Source organism: Arthrobacter sp. 1088 (assembly GCF_031455315.1).
Classification (GTDB): Bacteria; Actinomycetota; Actinomycetes; order Actinomycetales; family Micrococcaceae; genus Arthrobacter.
In genome coordinates this window covers 165109-182454 of the sequence record NZ_JAVDSM010000008.1, presented here as the reverse complement: position 1 = coordinate 182454, position 17346 = coordinate 165109, and the positions used below count along the sequence as shown (strand labels likewise).

Here is a 17346-nt window from a genome sequence, read left to right as displayed (position 1 = left end):
GGGCTTTACAGCCCCGGCCGCCTGCTTGGGACAACGACACGAGGCATCATGGCCCCACGCAACAATCCAGACATCGAGAAGGACGCAGACGCCCAAGGCGGCGGCGTCCAATCAGTGGACCGCGCGCTGCAAATCCTGGAAATCCTTGCACGCGAAGGGGATGCCGGCGTCAGTGAAATCGCTGACGAAATGGGCGTCCATAAATCCACGGTGTCCAGGCTTGTGGGCTCGCTGGTAAACCGCGAGCTTGTCCGGCAGAACAGCGAGAGGGGCAAGTACCAGCTGGGCTTCGGAATCCTTCGGCTGGCGACCTCCATCCCCGGCAGGCTGAGCGTCGTGCACGAGGCCAGGGAAGTACTGGAAGCACTTGCGGGTGAGTACAAGGAAACGGTCAACCTTGCCGTGCTTCGGTCCAACTACGCAGTCAACGTGGATCAGGCCATGGGCCCCTCAACGCTTGCCACCTACGACTGGGTGGGCAGCCTGACCCCGCTGCATGCGACGTCCAGCGGCAAAGTGCTTTTGGCCGCGCTGACGGCCGATGAGCGGAACCAGGTCCTCAAGACAGTCGGCCTGCCTGCCCGCACACCCCGCACCATCACCAATCGCGCGGAGCTGGAGAAGCAGCTGCTCGACGTCGCACGGAACGGCTACGCAGTCGTGCATGAAGAGTTCGAGATCGGCCTGACGGCGGTAGCCGTGCCCATCTTTAACCACATGGGCAATGTCATCGCTGCGGTGAGTATCTCCGGCCCCGCCTTCCGCTTTGCCCCGGAGGAGCACCCAGGGCTCATAGACGCCCTCCGTGAGGCTGGCTTCACCATCAGCGCCAAAATGGGCTACCGACGCCGCTAGGCGCTGCCAGGCCGCTTCTCGACGCTTCAAACCGCTGGCATCAGCATGCCCATTTTTGGGTGGGAAAATCGCTTGTTACGCAACAGTAGGCACGATATGCAACAGACTGCGCATGTCGGCGGCGCTGTCAAGGTGCCGCGAAATGGAACAGAAACACCTTGACATTGCCCTGTGACGGGGCGCACTCTGTTGCTTAGCGCGAGAACTGTTGATTCTTGCGAAACGCACGAAGGCGATTCAGCCAAAGCGACCAGAAACCCGTTCCCCGACTAAAAGAGGTGCACATGCGCAAGGCCTGCCCCACTGGTGAACCCGCTCCCGGGGAGGCGCTGCGGCTCGATACTGCTCCAACCATCATGGTCATCCAACCGGAGGAAGCCCCCAACCTTCCATCCGGCCCCACCCTCCAGGGCCATGTATAAACCCAAGCCCATGACTCGCCGAGCAAAGGACCCGCTCATGGCTATAAATAGCGATTTAAAGCCTTTAACTCCCGAGGAATTGCCCGCCAACGATAACCTGGCTGACACTCCCTCATCACGTAAGACAAACCGTCTGGAGAACCCTGGAGACGTCATCAGCGTCTCCCCAGATGAAACCAACCCCGCAGTCCTCGACGATGAGGGCGAAGGCGCAGAAGCACTCCCGGATACTGAGGAATACGCACAGATCCTGGAAGAACTGCGCCATGCCAGGACCGAGCAGGCAGTCAGCGCCCGCCGGAACCGCAAACTTACGCTGGACAAAGTCACCTTCGGAATCACGGGCGCCATCGCCGTCGCCTTCGTGGTCTGGGGCTTCGTCGGCCGGGACAGCCTTTCCGAATCTTCCAAAGGCGCCCTGAACTGGGTCATGGAATACACCGGCTGGCTCTTCATGGTTCTTGCCTCTTTGTTCGTCGTCTTCGTCCTCTGGCTCGCGCTGGGCAAGTTCGGCAACATCCCACTGGGCAAGGACGGCGAGAAGCCGGAATTCCGTACTGTCTCCTGGGTAGCGATGATGTTCGCCGCCGGCATGGGCATCGGGCTCATGTTCTATGGCGTGGCTGAACCGCTCTACCACTACATCTCGCCACCACCAGGCACTGTGGACGGCCGCACCCCTGCTGCCATTCAGACTGCCATGGCCACCTCGATCTTCCACTGGACCCTGCACCCATGGGCCATGTACGCAGTGGTGGGCATTGCCATGGCATACGGCACCTACCGCCTGGGCCGCAGGCAGCTGGTCTCCGCAGCGTTCACATCGCTGTTCGGCATCAGGATGGTGGAAGGCCCCCTCGGGAAATTCATCAACATCCTGGCCATCTTTGCCACGCTGTTCGGTACCGCCGCTTCCCTGGGCCTTGGCGCCCTTCAGATCGGCAGCGGCATGACCTCCAACGGCTGGGTGGGCGAGATCGGCACCCCGGTACTCGTGGTCATCGTGGCCATCCTCACCTTCTGCTTCGTCGCATCAGCAGTCTCCGGAATCAGCCGTGGTATCCAGTGGCTTTCCAACATCAACATGGTGCTGGCAGTCGTCCTGGCAATCATCGTCTTTGTTGCCGGCCCTACCCTGTTCATCCTCAACCTGATCCCTTCCGCAATCGGCGACTACGCCAGGGACCTGGCAGAAATGTCGTCCCGGACCGAAGCGGTCGGGGACGAAGCATTGCGTAGCTGGATGACCAGTTGGACCATCTTCTACTGGGCCTGGTGGATCTCCTGGACGCCCTTCGTCGGCATGTTCATTGCGCGCATCAGCCGCGGCCGGACCATCCGCCAGTTCGTCACCGGCGTCCTGCTGGTGCCAAGCATCGTCAGCGTTATCTGGTTCGGTATCTTCGGTGGAGCTGCCTTCCATGTCCAGCAGGAAGCTGACAAGGCCGGCACACCCGGCCTGGTGACCATGACCAACGGCGTGCCTTCCGTCAATTTCGACGGCGCACTCTTCGATCTCGTCAAGAACCTGGGCATGCCCGGCTGGGCCACCGCAGCAGTGATCGTGCTGGCCATGGTGCTGGTGGCAATCTTCTTCATCACTGGTGCCGACGCAGCCTCCATCGTCATGGGGTCGCTCAGCTCCAACGGAGCCGAACATCCCCGCCGCGGAGTAGTGATCTTCTGGGGAAGCCTTACCGGTGCAGTAGCAGCGGTTATGCTCCTGGCCGGCGGCGACGAACCATCCGAGGCATTGGCCGGGCTCCAAAGAGTCACGATTGTTGCCGCCCTGCCGTTCGTCATTGTCATGCTGCTCCTCTGTTTCGCCCTGACGAAGGATCTGCGCCGTGATCCTCTGTCACTGCGGAAGCGCTTGGCGACATCCGTTGTTGAACGTGCGATTCGTACGGGCGTGGAACAACATCGGGGCGTTCAATTCGATCTGGTCACCAGGCACGAGTGTGCGGAAGACTGCCCGGATTCCGACTGTCCCGGGGGAACTCCGACCGGAACCATCCCCACGGTTCAGCCTCCCCGCACCCAGCCGACCGACAAGTAAGGTATCCCGCCATGTCGCAAACCCATGAACACCAAAGCACCCTGCGTGTCTCCAGCGATTCCGGGGACAGCGTGAGCTTCACCCTGGATGCAACGAAACCCGTAACGGTCAAGCTCCAGGTCGACGGTGGTTGCACTTGTGGAACCACCGCCACGGTCCAGGGCTCCTACGTCGATAGCGACCTGGGCAAGCGCTAACCATTCACTTCCAGACTCAAAAAAGCAGGCGCCGGAATCTGAGCAGTTCAGATTCCGGCGCCTGCTTTTTGTTTGCGGATTGGCGGGTTACTTGGGCATCGGGTTACTTGGGCATCAGCACGGAGTCGATCAGGTAAACCGTTGCGTTGGCCGTGTGGACGCCGCCACAGATCACGTTGGCTCCGTCAACTGTGAGGGCATCTTTGCTACCGCCAACCGTCACTTCGCCACCCTGGACCGTCTTGTGCGTTCCGACCACCTGGTCCGGAGTCAGCTGGCCTGGGACTACGTGGTAGGTGAGGATCTTGCTCAGCAGGGCATCGTCCGTCTTGAGCGTTTCAATCGTGGCGGGGTCGATCTTTGCGAAAGCATCGTCAACAGGTGCAAAGACTGTGAATTCACTGCCGTTCAGGGTGGAGACCAGGTCCACTTTCGGGTTGAGCTTGCCGGAAACAGCGGCAGTGAGGGTCTTAAGCAGCGGGTTGTTCGAAGCGGCAACGGCCACCGGGTCCTGGGCCATTCCCACTACCGAACCGGCACCATCCGGAACCTGTGCGGCGTAACCGGCGCAGCCGGGGCCAACAAGATCACGCGCGGGATCCATGGCGGCACTGGTCATGGATGAAGCCGACGGCGACGGTGCCGCGGACGTCATCTCCGGGGCGGCGGACGACGACGAAGGTGTGCTGGAACTGCTTGAACCACCACAAGCGGTGAGTCCGAGAAGGGCGGCGGCAGTGAGGCCAACGAAGGCGAGGGCGGGGCGCTTTGTGGACAACATGTCATTCTCCTTGTTCGTGGAACCAGGGCATTGGGTCCATTGGGTGTGGGCACTGGCTCCCCGGCGCTGCATCTGCGTTGCCGGCGGTTTGTGCCTCACCAGCTATTCGGAGGTCGCACCGGCGTGGATGGGTGCGGATTGAAAAAGTTTTTAAACCAAGCCATCGCGGCTGCGGCTCCGAACTGCCTACAGATATCCGGAGCCGGCACCCTTAAGGGCCGGTCCGGCGAACGTTGGGAGACGCAATGCTGCAACTAGCACTTATCGGCCTGTTGGGCGGGTTGATTACAGGTATCTCGCCCTGCATCCTGCCCGTCCTGCCCGTCATCTTTCTTTCCGGAGGTGTTCAGGGTGCACGCAAAGGCTCTCCAACCAGCTCCGCGGTAACAGAGGTGCCGCCATCCGCCGTCGATCTTAAGACCCGGTCCAGGCAGCGACGGCGGGCGGGCCTGCGCCCGTACCTGGTGATCCTGGGCCTGGTCATCAGCTTCAGCACCTTTACGCTGGTTGGTTCGTTCCTGCTGACCCTGGTGAACCTGCCGCAGGACCTGCTTCGATGGATCGGGCTGGTGGTGCTGGTGCTGATTGGTTGCGGCCTGATTTTCGATCGCTTCCAGCACATCCTGGAGAAGCCGTTCTCCTGGATCCCGCAGCGAAAGGTTGGTACTGAGAACGGTGGGCTGGTGCTGGGACTGGCGCTCGGCGTCGTCTATGTCCCCTGTGCAGGACCAGTGCTTGCCGCCATTGCCGTGGCCGGTGCCACGGGACAAGTGGGCCCCGAAACTATCGTCCTCACGTTGACATTTGCCGTGGGGGCGGCCGTTCCGCTGTTGGTGTTCGCGCTGGCTGGGCGTCGCGTCGCAGAGCGGGTCAAGGCGTTTCGCAAGAACCAGCGCAAGATCCGCATAGCCGGTGGCATCATGATGATCGCCCTGGCAATCGGGTTGGTGTTCAACCTTCCCCAGCTCCTGCAGAAACTAGTGCCCGACTACACCTCCACACTCCAAGAACAGGTTCAGGACAACGAGGCCGTGAAGAAGGCCCTCGATCTTGGTGGACTGGTAAATGACCAAAACCGTGAACTGGACAAGTGCAGCAACGGTGCCACCGAGCTCGAATCGTGCGGCATAGCGCCGGATATCAAGGGCATCCAGGAATGGTTCAACACCCCTGGCGGCCAGGCCGTGAACTTGAAGGACCTTAAGGGCAAGGTGGTCCTGGTGGATTTCTGGGCCTACTCCTGCATCAACTGCCAGCGCTCCGTTCCGCACCTCACGGACTGGTACAGCAAGTACAAGGACTCCGGCTTGGAAATCATCGGGATCCACTCCCCCGAGTACGCGTTCGAGAAAGAGACCCGCAACGTCATGTCCGGCGCGATGGACCTGGGCATCACATACCCCGTAGCCATCGACAACACGCTGTCCACGTGGACCAACTACCGCAACCGTTACTGGCCGGCCCACTACCTGATCGACTCCGAGGGAACAGTCCGGCACATCAAATTCGGCGAGGGCGGCTACCAGACCACTGAGAAACTGATCCGCAAACTCCTGCAAGAGGCCAACCCTTCAGCGGCGCTCCCCGCGCCCATTGAAGCGTCCGACGACGGCCCGGTAGCAGGTGCCACCACTCCGGAGACGTACTTGGGCACCACCAAGAAGGTCAACTATGCGGGCACGGAACCCTATAAAGCCGGGGTTGGGCTGTATACAGTACCGGCAGACCAGCCCGGTGACAGCTTTTCCTTGAAAGGTTCGTGGGATCTCGGAACACAATCCATAACTCCTGCCGGCGCCGGCTCCTCTATTGCCCTGAACTACCACGCCAAACAGGTGTACATCGTGGTCAGTGGTGAAGGCATGATCGATGTTGTCCGCGATGGCAAGACCACGTCCGTGGCGGTCTCAGGGACGCCCACGCTACATCAGATCGTGGACGACCCCGAAATCCGCGAGGGCAAGCTCGAGGTCAAGGTCCCGCAGGGCATCCAGGCGTACTCCTTCACGTTCGGATAGGGTGCGCCTCGAAGGTGGAAGCTTGATAGGGGGCCGTGCCCGCTTCGCGATGCCCTCCACGCCGCGGCCCCCTATCCAGCTTCCGCTTCATCGTTAGAAATACGGCTTCGTGATCAGCTCCAGCGCGTGGCCAGAGGGGTCCTTGAAATAGACACCGCGGCCACCGTGCTCCGTATTGGTCTCGCCTGGACGGGTCATCTGAGGATCCGCCCAATGCTCGACGCCGGCACTCACCAGCCGCTGGTAGGCACGGTCAAAATGCTGGTCGTCAACGAGGAAGGCATAATGCTGCATCTGGATCTCGACCGGGGGCTGAGCGAATTGGAGCATTACGCCGCCAGCCAAGGTCAGGTTGGTGAAGGGTCCCCAACCGGGTGCTTCGTCCGCTTCGAGGATGGACCTGTAGAACCCGGCCGAGACGGCGCGATCGATGGACGCGATGATGGTGTGGTTGAAATGTGCGGGCATGCATGACTCCTGGAAATGGGTTTAAAATCGATGGGCTGAAATTCATCGACCCACAGGGAGGAGCGCGCGGGACACCATCGCTCTGGCTGACAGAGGGCGTCAGAGCTCGGCCGGGTAGCCAATCCGTGCAGGGCAGGTGCCCGATCCGGTCATCACGTCCGCCAGTCTAGCGAAGAGTTGGGCGGCGGTGACAGGATGGGCGGCATGGCAATCGAGGTTCGCCCGGCAACGGTATTCGAGGACGTGAAAACCATCGTCGGCCCCAAACGTCCGGACGCCAACGTGTGCTGGTGCCTGAGCTACCGGATTCCCTCGAAACAAAATCTTGCGCTCCAGCGCGAGGAACGGGGAAAGTTCGTGGAAAAGCTGGTGGCGGAGGATCCGCCGCCAGGCGTTCTCGCTTACGACGGCGGCGAAGTAGTTGGGTGGGCTGCCGTTCACCCCCGGGCCGACACCAGCTTCGCAACGAACCGGAAGATTCCACATGTGGACGACGCCGCCGTCTGGTCTGTCTGGTGCATCAGGGTGCGACCCGGGCATCGAGGCAAGGGCATCTCCCATCATCTGTTGGAGGGTGCCATCGAGATGGCCCGCGAGTACGGCGCGCCAGCCATTGAGGGCTATCCCGTGGACAACAAGGGCAGAAAGGTGGACTTGACCATGGCGTACGTGGGGACCCGCGGACTGTTCGAGAAAGCCGGCTTCACAAAGGTGGCAGAGACAACGTCTGTCCTCAACGGTTTCCCCAGGGTACTCATGCGCCTGGACCTGCGCTGACCCAACTGAGTCGCATTAGAGCACGTTTAGAGCCGTCAAAACGCGCACAAATGCGACTCAGTTGGGTCAGCTTTGCAGTTTCGCGGTCATCCGGTGAGCTTCCTCAAGCAGCAATTTGCCGAGGAATTCCTGTCGATCAGGACGGAACCGGGGTTCGATCCCCGTCAAGGAAAGGGCCCATGCGGGGCGCCCCTGTTGGTCAAAGACGGCTGCGCCCATCCCCCAGCTTCCTTCAAGGATCAGCCCCGGATTTACCGAGTAGCCCGTGAGCCGGGTGCGTTCAAGGTTGTCCCGAACCACGTCGACCGGGTGTCCCACGGCAAAGTCGCCAGCGTGCGCCGGCCAGTCGTTCAGCAGGGTTTCCTGCTCATCGGCGGGCAGGAAAGCCATGATCGCAGTCCCTGCCGACGCAACTCCCAATGGAAAACGTACGCCTTCATGCAGCACGAAGGATCTCACCGGGAACGAGCCTTCCTCGCGCAACACGCAGACGGTTTCGTTGCCGCGACGGATGGAGAAGAACGCGCTCTCGCCAGTCTCCGCGGCGAGCCGGCGCAGGCTGGGCCGGGCAATATCCTCCATGGGGAAGCGCGCCGCCGCTACCGATCCAAGGAGGAAGATCTCCGGCCCCAGAACCCACTTCCCGGCGGCTGAATCGTGCTCCAGCAAACCCTCCGCGGCAAGGGACGTCAGCAGCCGGTGCACTGTTGGCCGCGTCAGCCCTGATTCCCGAACCAACCCGGCCAACGATGTCCCCTCGGGTTTGCGCCCAACAAGCCTCAGCAGCAGGGCAACCCGGCCTACGACCTGGGCGCCCTGGACTGGGTTTTGCGTGGATTTCTGTTCCGGCACAGGTGCTCCTTTGAAGATTCATCCACAATATGGACACCATTGAGCCTACAGTCCACACCGTGAGTAGCCAAGCAGTCTGGTCGTTGACCCTAGGTGGAATGAAACCTAGGCTCCTCTACAGGTCACAAGTCCACAAAGTGGATACGTCCACCACGAACACTCAAAGAGGAGTTCCCATGTCGAAGATGCACGCCAGCGCAACCCAAGCGCTCCAGGACTTGATGGCAGACGGCCTGACGATCGCCGTCGGGGGTTTTGGCCTGAGTGGCATCCCCGCCGACCTGATCGATGCGGTCCGTGAGTCGGGCGCCAAGGATCTCACCATCGTCTCCAACAACATGGGCGTGGATGGCAAGGGGCTCGGTGTGCTGATCGAGGCAGGCCAGGTCAGGAAAGTCATCGCTTCCTACGTCGGCGAGAACAAGCTTTTCGCCGAGCAGTACCTCGCCGGCAAGCTCGACGTCGAGTTCACTCCCCAAGGCACCCTTGCCGAACGCCTCCGTGCGGGCGGCGCCGGCATCCCTGCCTTCTACACGCGGACCGGCGTGGGCACGCTGGTTGCCGAGGGCAAGCCGTTGGAGGAGTTCGACGGCGTGACTTACGTCCGCGAGCGCGCCATCACCGCCGACGTCGCGCTGGTTCATGCGCACACCGCGGACACTGATGGAAACCTGATCTACCGCTACACGGCGAGGAACTTCAACCCGGTGGTGGCAACAGCCGGCGCCGTCACCATCGCTGAGGCGGAGGTCATTGTGCAGCCCGGCGGGCTCGACCCCAATCACATCGTCACTCCAGGCGTCTACGTCCAGCGACTGGTGCAGGCCAGCGCACGGGTTAAGGACATCGAACAGCGCACAGTCCGCCCCCGGCGCGAAACGGTAACGGTCTAAAGAAGCGCTAACGGTTTAAGGAACAAGGAGCACAATCATGGCTTGGACACGAGACCAGATGGCCGCCATTGCGGCTGAAGAATTGAACGACGGCGACTACGTCAACCTCGGCATCGGCATCCCCACGCTGGTTGCCAATAACCTGCCCGATGGCGTGCGGGTTGTCCTCCAGAGCGAGAACGGCCTGCTCGGCATGGGCCCGTTTCCGTACGAGGGCGAGGAAGACGCCGACCTCATCAACGCAGGCAAGCAGACCGTGACCATCACCCCGGGAGGCAGCATCTTCGATTCCGCTACCTCGTTCGGCATGATCCGTGGCGGGCATGTAAAGGTGGCCATCCTGGGCGCGATGCAGGTGTCCGGCAGCGGCGACCTCGCCAACTGGACCATCCCCGGCAAGATGGTCAAGGGCATGGGCGGTGCGATGGACCTGGTGGCCGGGACGCCGCGGGTGGTGGTCCTCACCGAGCACAACGCCAAGGACGGCTCGGCCAAGATCGTCACCGAATGCACACTGCCGCTCACGGGGCTCAAGTGCGTTGACCGGATCATCACGGACCTCGCCGTCTTCGACATAGCGCCGGACCCGGAAAACCACGACGGCGGCACGCGACTTCTGCTGACCCGCCTCGCCCCGGGCGTCACCGTGGAAGAGATACGCAGTAAGACCGAAGCCGAGTTCGCTGTTGCGCTCGAGTCTGAAGAAGAAAGCACCCTCGAAGGAGTAAACGCATGAGCCTGAAAGACCAGTTCGGCAAGGACATCCTGCTCACCGGGTGGGGCCATAGCAAGTTTGGCAAACTCACGGACGAGACTTTGGAGTCCCTGATCGTCCAGGTAGCCGGTGAAGCAATCCGCAATTCGGGGCTGGAACCGAAGGACATCGACGAGATCTACCTCGGCCAGTTCAACTCGGGCATGCAACCGCTGGGTTTCACGTCGTCCTTGGCCCTCCAGCTCTCCGCAGACCTGGCCAATGTCCCTGCAACGCGCACGGAGAACGCTTGCGCCTCCGGTTCCGCGGCGTTCCAGCAAGGCGTGAAGGCTGTGCTCGCTGGAACTGCCCGCAATGTCTTGGTGATCGGCGCGGAAAAAATGACCGACGCCGGAGCGGACGTCGTGGGGGCGGCTTTGCTTGGTGCGTCGTACGAGATGGCGGGCAAGGCCTCCACCACAGGGTTCACGGGGTTGTTCGCCGAGGTGGCGAAGCACTACGGGAAGCGGTACGGCACGGGCATTGACGCCGCCAACTACCCCGGGGCCTGGGCGATGTCCTCGGTTCCATTGCAGCCAAGAACCACCACAATGGCATGGACAATCCTTACGCCCAGATGCACCGGGACTTTGGCGAGGAATTCTGCCGCACCATCTCGGACAAGAACCCGATGGTTGCCGAACCCTTGCGCCGCACGGACTGTTCGCCGGTCTCGGACGGTGCGGCCGCCGTCGTGATTTCAGCTACGGCTACCGGCGGCACAACCGCCCCGGTGCGGCTGGCTGGCTTCGGTCATGCGAACGATTTCTTCCCCGCGGAGAAGCGCGATCCCACCGAATTCGCTGCCACCCGAGCATCGTGGGAGCGCGCGCTGGGCATGGCGGGCGTAGGCATCGATGGACTGGACTTCGCCGAAGTCCACGACTGCTTCACCATCGCCGAGCTCATCATGTACGAGGCCATGGGCCTGACTCCCCGCGGCGAGGGCTCGCGCGCTGTTCAGGAGGGCTGGGTATACAAGGACGGCAAACTTCCCGTGAACGTATCTGGAGGCCTTAAGGCGAAGGGGCATCCTGTGGGCGCAACTGGAGTGTCGCAGCATGTCATTGCGGCCATGCAGCTCACGGGGACCGCCGGCGACATGCAGCTTCCCAATGCGCGGCGGGGCGCCGTCCAGAACATGGGCGGAGTGGGCATCGCCAACTACGTCAGCATCCTTGAGTCCCTTTAGCCCATCTGAGTCGCAGTAGTGCGCGTTTAGAGCCGTCAAAACGCGCACTAATGCGACCTAGTTGGGCCGGCGGGGGCGGGCACGGGCGGGGACCGGTCAGCGGTTCCGGATCAGAGCCGCGATCTCCGTGAACCCGAGCCGCTCTGCGTTCTGCAGGGCGGTTCGGCCTTGGGGATCACGGATATCCGGATTGGCGCCGGCTGCGAGGAGTTGCCGGACCACGTCCTGCTGGTTGGGGCCGCCGTTGTTGAGCAGGATGGCTTCCTGCATGGCCGTCCAGCCCAGGTTGTTCACGTGGTTCACAGGCACGCCCGCGGCGATGAGGATCCGTACAGTTTCGGTGTGCCCATGCTCGCTCGCGGGAATCAGGGCTGTGCCGCCGTATCGGTTGATGCTACGGACATCGGCCCCGGCAGCCAGGGTCAGCTGCAGCACCTCGTTGAAGCCTTCGGCCCCTGCGTACAAGAACGCCGAGTCCTGGATGTCGTCCTTGGCATTGACGTTGCCACCTGCCGCGATCAGTTCCCGCACCCGGACGGGATCGTTGGCTTTCGCGGCGAGGATCAGGAGCCTGTCGGTTTCCATTTGGGCCTCCGGTGACAGCTTGGGCGGCAAGGCAACGGACGACGTCGGGACCGGACTGACACTCGACGGCGTCACTTGGGTGGGTGCCGGGCTGTCAGGTGAGGCGGCCGCCGTCGTACTCGCTGTTTGCGAACCGGACGTCTGTGAGTCCACAGGCGAGGACGGCGCGCAGCCAGCCAGAAGCCCGGCGACCACTAAACCGGCGCCGATTGCCGAGCCCAGAGCCAGCCGGCGCGCCTTGAGGGAACCCATACCTTCGAGGCTACTTCGCAGCTGTGGCCAAAGCCTCGGCACCCGCGGTCGCGCACGCCTCGTCCATGGCGCCGTCGGGAGCACCGCCGACGCCGATGCCAGCCACGGATACGCCGTTGACCTTCAACGGGACACCGCCAGCCAGGAAAAGCGTGCCGGGAAGGTCCGCGATAGAAGGCCCGGTGCCGTTGATGCGCTTGGCCAGTTCGCTGGTGGGGGCACCAAAGGCAGCCGCCGTGTAAGCCTTCTGCTTGGCGGCTTCGATGGTGTGCTCGGCGGCGTTGTCGCCGCGGAGAAGGGCCTGGACCGTACCGAAGCGATCTACAAGGGCGACGGTCACGAACGGAAGCTTGTCCGCCTGGCACTTGGCAAGCGCCGCATTTACCGCCGCACTCGACGCTCCGACCGTGATTCGGTTCTGCGCAACCACATTCTCAGGAGCAGGCTGGACTTCCCCAGCTAGCGGTGCGGCAGGTGCGGTAACAGGCGCGGCCCCGGGGGCCACAGCATTGGCTACTGCCGTAACCCCGCCTGTGAGCAACAGCGCTCCAGCAGCGGCGGCAGCGATCATCTTGTTGGACTTCTTCATGGAGTTCTCCTCGTGGCACGCATCGGCAATTTCGGGTACATATCCATGCTTCCGGGGCAGCTCCGGGCAGGCATCGGCCGTGAGCCGGTTCCAAGGTCAGCCTTTCCGCCAGCCGTATCAGCCAAAAGGTGGAGAGACCAGCAATCACACGGGATCTAGCATGGAAAGAGCGCCTACTACCGACCGGAACGGAAACGGGAACCACCCAATGCCAGAAGCCCTTCAGCGGCCGGATTCCAGCACCCGGCCCGAGCCCAGCAGTATCGAGCCAAGCCGGATCGATACCCGCATCGATGCGGTGGTGCACCTGGGCTTTGCCGTGCTGATAGTCGCCTCTGCTGTCCGTTACGTCATGCGCCACTCCCCCGCGGACAACCTGTGGACTGTGGCCTTGGCGGTCGCCGTGTGTGCTCTGTACGTCGTGACGGCGTTGCTGGCCCAACACCGCCAGCCCACCCAACACCGCCACCTCACCGATCACCGCCAGGCTGGGCAGAGCCAACAAACCCTGAACCGCAAGCTGTGGATGTTTGCCTTGGTGGGGGTTTGGTCGGCTCTGGTGATCGCGGCACCCAGCTTCGCGTGGTGTTCATTCGCCATTTTCTTCCTCAGCCGCACCGCGTTCCGAGGGTGGACCGCGTATCTGGCTGGTGGCGCGACGGCGGCGGCCACCGCCGTCGGGCTTTTCCGTATGAGCGGATGGACGGACGTCGCCATGCTGCTGGGACCGCTCGCTGCCGGCGCGCTGTTGACGCTGGTTTACGACAAGATCGAGCGCGACAGTGCCCTCCAGCGAATGCTCTTCGAAGACGTATCCCAAGCTCAGGAACAGCTGGCGGCGAGTGAACGGACGGCAGGGATCGCGGCGGAGCGCGAGCGTGTTTCACGTGAAATCCACGACACCATCACCCAGGGCCTCGCGAGCGGCTTGCTCCACTTGGAGGCAGCCCAACGTTCCTGGCCTGATCCTGCGGCGCATCACGAGGTCAGCAAAGCAACCAGCCTCCTCCGCGGAAATCTTGCCGACACCCGGAGCCTGGTGCACGAGCTCTCGGCACCTGGCCTGGAGACTGCGCCCCTTCACGAGGCCTTGGAACGCGCCGCCCGGACGTATCTGGACCACGTCCGCGTGCAGGTCACCGGCGAGACCCGTCCCATCCCGGCCGAGGTCCGGCACGCCCTGCTCCGCGTGGCCCAGAGCGCCGTGGCCAACATCAAACTTCATGCCCACGCGGACAACGCCAGCGTGACTCTTGGGTACCTGCCGGACGCAGTCACCCTGGACGTGTTCGACGACGGCCGCGGCTTTGATCCCGGATCGGTACCTCCGCCGTCCGAAACGGGAGGATACGGGTTGCGCGCGATGCGACAACGCATTGAGCAACTGGGCGGAGAATTGTCCGTGGAGAGCACCCCGGGTGAAGGGACGATCATCGCGGCCCAGCTGCCATTGCCGGCTCTGCCCGAAGATACCCCGGCCGAAGAAGATACTCCGACGGAAGATACCTGGCCCGAAGATTCATCGAAGGAGTCCCCGTGACTACCATTTCCGTACTCCTTGTGGACGACCATACGGTGGTCCGGAGCGGGCTGAAGGCGCTGTTGGGCACCCAGGCGGATATCGTCGTCGTCGGCGAAGCGGCATCCGGTGAGGAAGCGTTGGAGGCGGCACAACAGCACTCACCCGCCGTGGTTCTCATGGACCTTGCGATGGGTGCGGGAATGGACGGCATCGAGGCCATCAAACAGTTGCGGCAGCGCAACCCCCGCCAGGCGGTGATCGTGTTCACCACCTACGATTCCGACGCCGACATCGTCCGCGCCGTCGATGCCGGCGCAATGGGGTACCTGCTCAAGGACGCCGCACCGGAAGAGATCTTTGCAGCTGTGCGAGGCGCCGTGCAGGGCAAAAGCGTGATGAGCGCGCCCGTTGCGTCCCGGCTTTTCCAACAGTTGCGAAACCCGGACGAAATCCTTACGCCACGGGAGGCAGAGCTCCTGAGCCTCCTGACGGAGGGCCTCAGCAACCGCGATCTGGGCAAACGCCTCTTCATTTCGGAAGCAACCGTCAAAACCCATCTGGCCCACATTTATGCCAAGCTCGGCGTGGAGACGCGGGCGGCGGCCATCGCAACGGCCATCCGTCGTGAGGGCATGCGGTAGGCCGGCCGCACTTGGCGATTCAAGGCTCATTGCTATATATCCACAGCCCGCCTTCGATTAAGCTGGCACTATGTCCGACGCTTCGGCACGCAAGATGTTCAAACATTCCGGAACCGCCCTGCTGGTCCGCGGAATTCTGGCCGTACTCTTTGCCTTCCTCGTGGCATCTTTGCCGGTAGCCACGGTCTTCGGGCTGGTTATCGTGTTCGGTATCTTCGCAATCGTGGACGGCCTCACCAACGTAGCCCACTACTTTTATGACCCTTCACGCCATTCCGGCTGGACGATGGTGGGCGGCTTCATCTCCATCGCCGCGGGTTTGGTGGCGGTTGCATGGCCGGGAATCACAGCTGCAGCACTTGGCATCCTGATTGGGCTCTGGGCCTTGGTCCTGGGGCTTTCCGAAATCGTCTTCGCCTTTGCTGCAAGGAACTCCGTTAATGGATGGGGGGTCTGGCTGCTGACGGGTCTTGTGACTGCACTTTTTGGACTCTTCGTCCTGATCAACCCCGGTCTCGGCTTCCTGGGCGTGGTGGGTTTGCTGGCAGCATTCTCCGCTGTTGCGGGGCTGTTGTTGATCGTTTGCGGCATCAAGATGCGCAGGGGCGCCTCGTCTGCCTTCATGTACGCCCACTAATAGCCCCCCGCAGCGAACTTGTCACGGCGGGCAATCCTTCATGAGGGGATGCGCTCGGCGCTAAGTTCGGTAAGTTAGTGGCTGTGAAGATAGCTACCTGGAATGTGAACTCCCTCCGTGCCCGTGCCGACCGCGTGGAAGCGTGGCTTGAGCGCAGTGACTGTGATGTCCTGGCCATCCAGGAGACCAAGTGCAAGGACGATAACTTCCCGTGGGAGCTATTTGAGCGCATGGGCTACGAGGTTGCGCACTTCGGCGTGAACCAGTGGAACGGCGTCGCCATTGCGTCCCGCGTTGGGCTGGAGGAAGTAGAACGCACTTTCCTGGACCAGCCGATGTTCGGCAAGGCCGGCAAGGATCCCGCGCAGGAAGCCCGCGCTATTGCCGCCACCTGCGGCGGAATCCGCATTTGGAGCCTGTATGTTCCCAATGGCCGCTCTCTGGACGACGAACACATGCCGTATAAACTCAAGTGGCTTGACGTCCTTCAAGGCAACGCCGCGGAGTGGCTCAAGACCGAGCCCACCGCCCAGGTGGCGCTCATGGGCGACTGGAACATTGCACCGTTCGATGACGACGTCTGGGACATCGAACTGTTCCGCAACAACAGCTTCACGCACGTCAGCGAGCCGGAGCGCGCCGCTTTCCACGCCTTCGAAGCTGCCGGTTACACCGACGTCGTTCGCCCCTACACACCCGGCCCTGGCGTCTACACGTACTGGGACTACACGCAGCTGCGCTTCCCCAAGAAGGAAGGCATGCGCATCGACTTCTGCCTGGCTTCCCCGGCGCTTGCTGCCCGGGTCACCGGTGCCTCCATCGACCGCGAGGAACGTAAGGGCAAGGGCGCTTCCGACCATGCTCCCGTGATCGTGGAGCTTGCAGACTAATCACCGCTAATGGACGAAAGGGGCCGGCTGGAGATGACTGGAAACCTGTATAGGGGCCAGGCAGGACTGCCGTTCTCTTCGTCCCTGCGCATCTACGAGCCCCTTGAGGCGTTCCCGCCGGAGCAGCAGCGCCAGCTCGTGGCGGACAGCAGCAAGATCCGGTCCCGGGCCGCCGTCGAAAACGCTGAGCTCCAAGCCTCGCTGGGGCGCATCACCCGGACGGGCGGGGACCCCTTCCCCACCGGCCGGACTGATCTGGTGCGAATGACGCGCGTCCCTGGCGGGCGGCACACTGCGGCGGACAGTTCCACAGATGCCGCCACCGGCGCGTGGGCCCAGGATAAGGACGCCCACGACGCCGGACGGCTGCTTTACTGCCCCAGCCAACTGGTGATTCGCGCCGGGTTGGCAGCGAATGCCCTCATGGATGGTGTGCACAGCCCGCTGGCCGATCTGCTGATTCCGGTTTCGCAGCGGGACAAGCACCAAGCGCGGATCGATCGCATCAACGCCGGGGAGGAAGCCAAGCGGGTCCACACCCGGGCCTCCACCTGGGGTATCCCTTTTAGTTGGTTCTCGCTTTTCGCTGAGTCTGACCGCAAGGATGTGGTGGAGTCGGACGGGCACATCCTCACTGTCCGGGTGTGGACGCCGTTGACGGAGGCCCTGGACAGGGCACGCTTCGCCGTAGCCCATCTGGCTCTGGCAGCCCCGGACCTGGACATGCTGGACGATCTCACGCAGCTCACCGAGTGGCTGGAGTTGTTCCATGTCCAGTCCATGGTGGAGTTGGATTACGGAGCTGTGGCGGACAAGGTGTACCCGGACGAATCCCCCATGGATGTTCGCCTCGGGATCGAGTGCCTTGCTGAGGGAGATATGACGGGCGCAGCGGCAGCTTATCGCCGGCTAGCCTCGCGCTGGATCCCCATCCGGCAGTTGGCGCGGGCCTCGTAGGCTGT

General features: G+C 62.5%; 18 protein-coding genes and 1 pseudogene. 14 read left to right on the top strand and 5 right to left on the bottom strand.

Translation table 11 applies throughout. The annotated features are described in order from the left end of the window. Positions 1-48: 48 nt before the first annotated feature. From J2Y41_RS14540 to J2Y41_RS14525, 4 genes are all read left to right on the top strand, one after another. Positions 49-855, top strand: a complete 807-nt coding sequence (locus J2Y41_RS14540) for an IclR family transcriptional regulator (protein ID WP_224095032.1) — start codon at positions 49-51, stop codon at positions 853-855. A 284-nt stretch (positions 856-1139) separates the two neighbouring features. Then, positions 1140-1277, top strand: a complete 138-nt coding sequence (locus J2Y41_RS14535) for a hypothetical protein (protein ID WP_224166185.1) — start codon at positions 1140-1142, stop codon at positions 1275-1277. 37 nt (positions 1278-1314) lie between these two features. Then, the gene (locus J2Y41_RS14530; protein WP_224095027.1) at positions 1315-3336 is read left to right on the top strand and encodes a BCCT family transporter; all 2022 of its coding nucleotides are present in this window, start codon (positions 1315-1317) and stop codon (positions 3334-3336) included. A gap of 11 nt (positions 3337-3347) precedes the next feature. Then, positions 3348-3533 (top strand): hypothetical protein, encoded by a 186-nt coding sequence (locus J2Y41_RS14525; protein ID WP_309929503.1) that lies wholly within the window; start codon positions 3348-3350, stop codon positions 3531-3533. Positions 3534-3636: 103 nt separating this feature from the next. On the opposite strand, the gene J2Y41_RS14520 is transcribed toward J2Y41_RS14525, so the two are convergent. Further along, on the bottom strand, positions 3637-4314 hold the full coding sequence (locus J2Y41_RS14520) for a fasciclin domain-containing protein (RefSeq protein ID WP_224095024.1): 678 nt from the start codon (positions 4312-4314) through the stop codon (positions 3637-3639). Between the two features lie 245 nt (positions 4315-4559). Between J2Y41_RS14520 and J2Y41_RS14515 the strand changes: the two genes are divergently transcribed. Beyond that, a complete protein-coding gene (locus tag J2Y41_RS14515; protein ID WP_224166183.1) occupies positions 4560-6332 on the top strand; it encodes a cytochrome c biogenesis protein DipZ in 1773 nt (590 codons plus the stop codon). A gap of 93 nt (positions 6333-6425) precedes the next feature. Here J2Y41_RS14515 and J2Y41_RS14510 read toward each other — a convergent pair whose 3' ends face one another. Continuing rightward, entirely contained in the window at positions 6426-6800 is a 375-nt protein-coding gene (locus J2Y41_RS14510) for a VOC family protein (RefSeq protein ID WP_309929500.1), read from the bottom strand. Positions 6801-7004: 204 nt separating this feature from the next. On the opposite strand from J2Y41_RS14510, the gene J2Y41_RS14505 reads away from it, so the two are divergent. Next, entirely contained in the window at positions 7005-7577 is a 573-nt protein-coding gene (locus tag J2Y41_RS14505; protein ID WP_309929498.1) for a GNAT family N-acetyltransferase, read from the top strand. A 66-nt stretch (positions 7578-7643) separates the two neighbouring features. On the opposite strand, the gene J2Y41_RS14500 is transcribed toward J2Y41_RS14505, so the two are convergent. Next, positions 7644-8429: an IclR family transcriptional regulator gene (locus J2Y41_RS14500; protein ID WP_309929495.1), complete on the bottom strand. Its 786-nt coding sequence runs from the start codon at positions 8427-8429 to the stop codon at positions 7644-7646. Between the two features lie 176 nt (positions 8430-8605). Here J2Y41_RS14500 and J2Y41_RS14495 point away from each other — a divergent pair, with 176 nt between their 5' ends. From J2Y41_RS14495 to J2Y41_RS14485, 3 genes and pseudogenes are all read left to right on the top strand, one after another. Next, positions 8606-9322, top strand: coding sequence for a CoA transferase subunit A (locus tag J2Y41_RS14495; protein WP_309929493.1), 717 nt, complete (start codon positions 8606-8608; stop codon positions 9320-9322). Positions 9323-9359: 37 nt separating this feature from the next. Further along, positions 9360-10058 carry a CoA transferase subunit B gene (locus J2Y41_RS14490; protein WP_309929491.1) on the top strand — a complete coding sequence of 233 codons (699 nt, stop codon included), beginning with the start codon at positions 9360-9362 and terminating at the stop codon, positions 10056-10058. Continuing rightward, positions 10055-11268: pseudogene (locus J2Y41_RS14485) on the top strand (acetyl-CoA acetyltransferase). Before J2Y41_RS14490 ends, J2Y41_RS14485 begins: the two are co-directional and overlap by 4 nt. 96 nt (positions 11269-11364) lie before the next feature. Here the strand turns inward: J2Y41_RS14485 and J2Y41_RS14480 are convergent. Then, positions 11365-12105 carry an ankyrin repeat domain-containing protein gene (locus tag J2Y41_RS14480; RefSeq protein WP_309929489.1) on the bottom strand — a complete coding sequence of 247 codons (741 nt, stop codon included), beginning with the start codon at positions 12103-12105 and terminating at the stop codon, positions 11365-11367. A gap of 10 nt (positions 12106-12115) precedes the next feature. Then, positions 12116-12694, bottom strand: coding sequence for a heme-binding protein (locus J2Y41_RS14475; RefSeq protein ID WP_309929487.1), 579 nt, complete (start codon positions 12692-12694; stop codon positions 12116-12118). 208 nt (positions 12695-12902) lie between these two features. Between J2Y41_RS14475 and J2Y41_RS14470 the strand changes: the two genes are divergently transcribed. From J2Y41_RS14470 to J2Y41_RS14450, 5 genes are all read left to right on the top strand, one after another. Further along, a complete protein-coding gene (locus tag J2Y41_RS14470; protein ID WP_309929485.1) occupies positions 12903-14234 on the top strand; it encodes a sensor histidine kinase in 1332 nt (443 codons plus the stop codon). Further along, positions 14231-14857, top strand: coding sequence for a response regulator transcription factor (locus J2Y41_RS14465; RefSeq protein WP_224166174.1), 627 nt, complete (start codon positions 14231-14233; stop codon positions 14855-14857). Before J2Y41_RS14470 ends, J2Y41_RS14465 begins: the two co-directional genes overlap by 4 nt. Before the next feature lie 70 nt (positions 14858-14927). After that, positions 14928-15494, top strand: a complete 567-nt coding sequence (locus tag J2Y41_RS14460) for an HdeD family acid-resistance protein (RefSeq protein ID WP_224095008.1) — start codon at positions 14928-14930, stop codon at positions 15492-15494. An 83-nt stretch (positions 15495-15577) separates the two neighbouring features. After that, a complete protein-coding gene (locus J2Y41_RS14455) occupies positions 15578-16384 on the top strand; it encodes an exodeoxyribonuclease III (RefSeq protein WP_309929480.1) in 807 nt (268 codons plus the stop codon). Positions 16385-16417: 33 nt separating this feature from the next. Then, positions 16418-17341, top strand: a complete 924-nt coding sequence (locus J2Y41_RS14450) for a hypothetical protein (RefSeq protein WP_309929479.1) — start codon at positions 16418-16420, stop codon at positions 17339-17341. Positions 17342-17346: the final 5 nt, after the last annotated feature.

Bases quoted from the DNA above. Each gene is read 5' to 3' on its own strand.
- J2Y41_RS14540 (WP_224095032.1), top strand. From the start codon at position 49: ATGGCCCCACGCAACAATCCAGACATCGAGAAGGACGCAGACGCCCAA.
- J2Y41_RS14535 (WP_224166185.1), top strand. From the start codon at position 1,140: ATGCGCAAGGCCTGCCCCACTGGTGAACCCGCTCCCGGGGAGGCGCTG.
- J2Y41_RS14530 (WP_224095027.1), top strand. From the start codon at position 1,315: ATGGCTATAAATAGCGATTTAAAGCCTTTAACTCCCGAGGAATTGCCC.
- J2Y41_RS14525 (WP_309929503.1), top strand. From the start codon at position 3,348: ATGTCGCAAACCCATGAACACCAAAGCACCCTGCGTGTCTCCAGCGAT.
- J2Y41_RS14520 (WP_224095024.1), bottom strand. From the start codon at position 4,314: ATGTTGTCCACAAAGCGCCCCGCCCTCGCCTTCGTTGGCCTCACTGCC.
- J2Y41_RS14515 (WP_224166183.1), top strand. From the start codon at position 4,560: ATGCTGCAACTAGCACTTATCGGCCTGTTGGGCGGGTTGATTACAGGT.
- J2Y41_RS14510 (WP_309929500.1), bottom strand. From the start codon at position 6,800: ATGCCCGCACATTTCAACCACACCATCATCGCGTCCATCGATCGCGCC.
- J2Y41_RS14505 (WP_309929498.1), top strand. From the start codon at position 7,005: ATGGCAATCGAGGTTCGCCCGGCAACGGTATTCGAGGACGTGAAAACC.
- J2Y41_RS14495 (WP_309929493.1), top strand. From the start codon at position 8,606: ATGTCGAAGATGCACGCCAGCGCAACCCAAGCGCTCCAGGACTTGATG.
- J2Y41_RS14490 (WP_309929491.1), top strand. From the start codon at position 9,360: ATGGCTTGGACACGAGACCAGATGGCCGCCATTGCGGCTGAAGAATTG.
- J2Y41_RS14480 (WP_309929489.1), bottom strand. From the start codon at position 12,105: ATGGGTTCCCTCAAGGCGCGCCGGCTGGCTCTGGGCTCGGCAATCGGC.
- J2Y41_RS14475 (WP_309929487.1), bottom strand. From the start codon at position 12,694: ATGAAGAAGTCCAACAAGATGATCGCTGCCGCCGCTGCTGGAGCGCTG.
- J2Y41_RS14470 (WP_309929485.1), top strand. From the start codon at position 12,903: ATGCCAGAAGCCCTTCAGCGGCCGGATTCCAGCACCCGGCCCGAGCCC.
- J2Y41_RS14460 (WP_224095008.1), top strand. From the start codon at position 14,928: ATGTCCGACGCTTCGGCACGCAAGATGTTCAAACATTCCGGAACCGCC.
- J2Y41_RS14450 (WP_309929479.1), top strand. From the start codon at position 16,418: ATGACTGGAAACCTGTATAGGGGCCAGGCAGGACTGCCGTTCTCTTCG.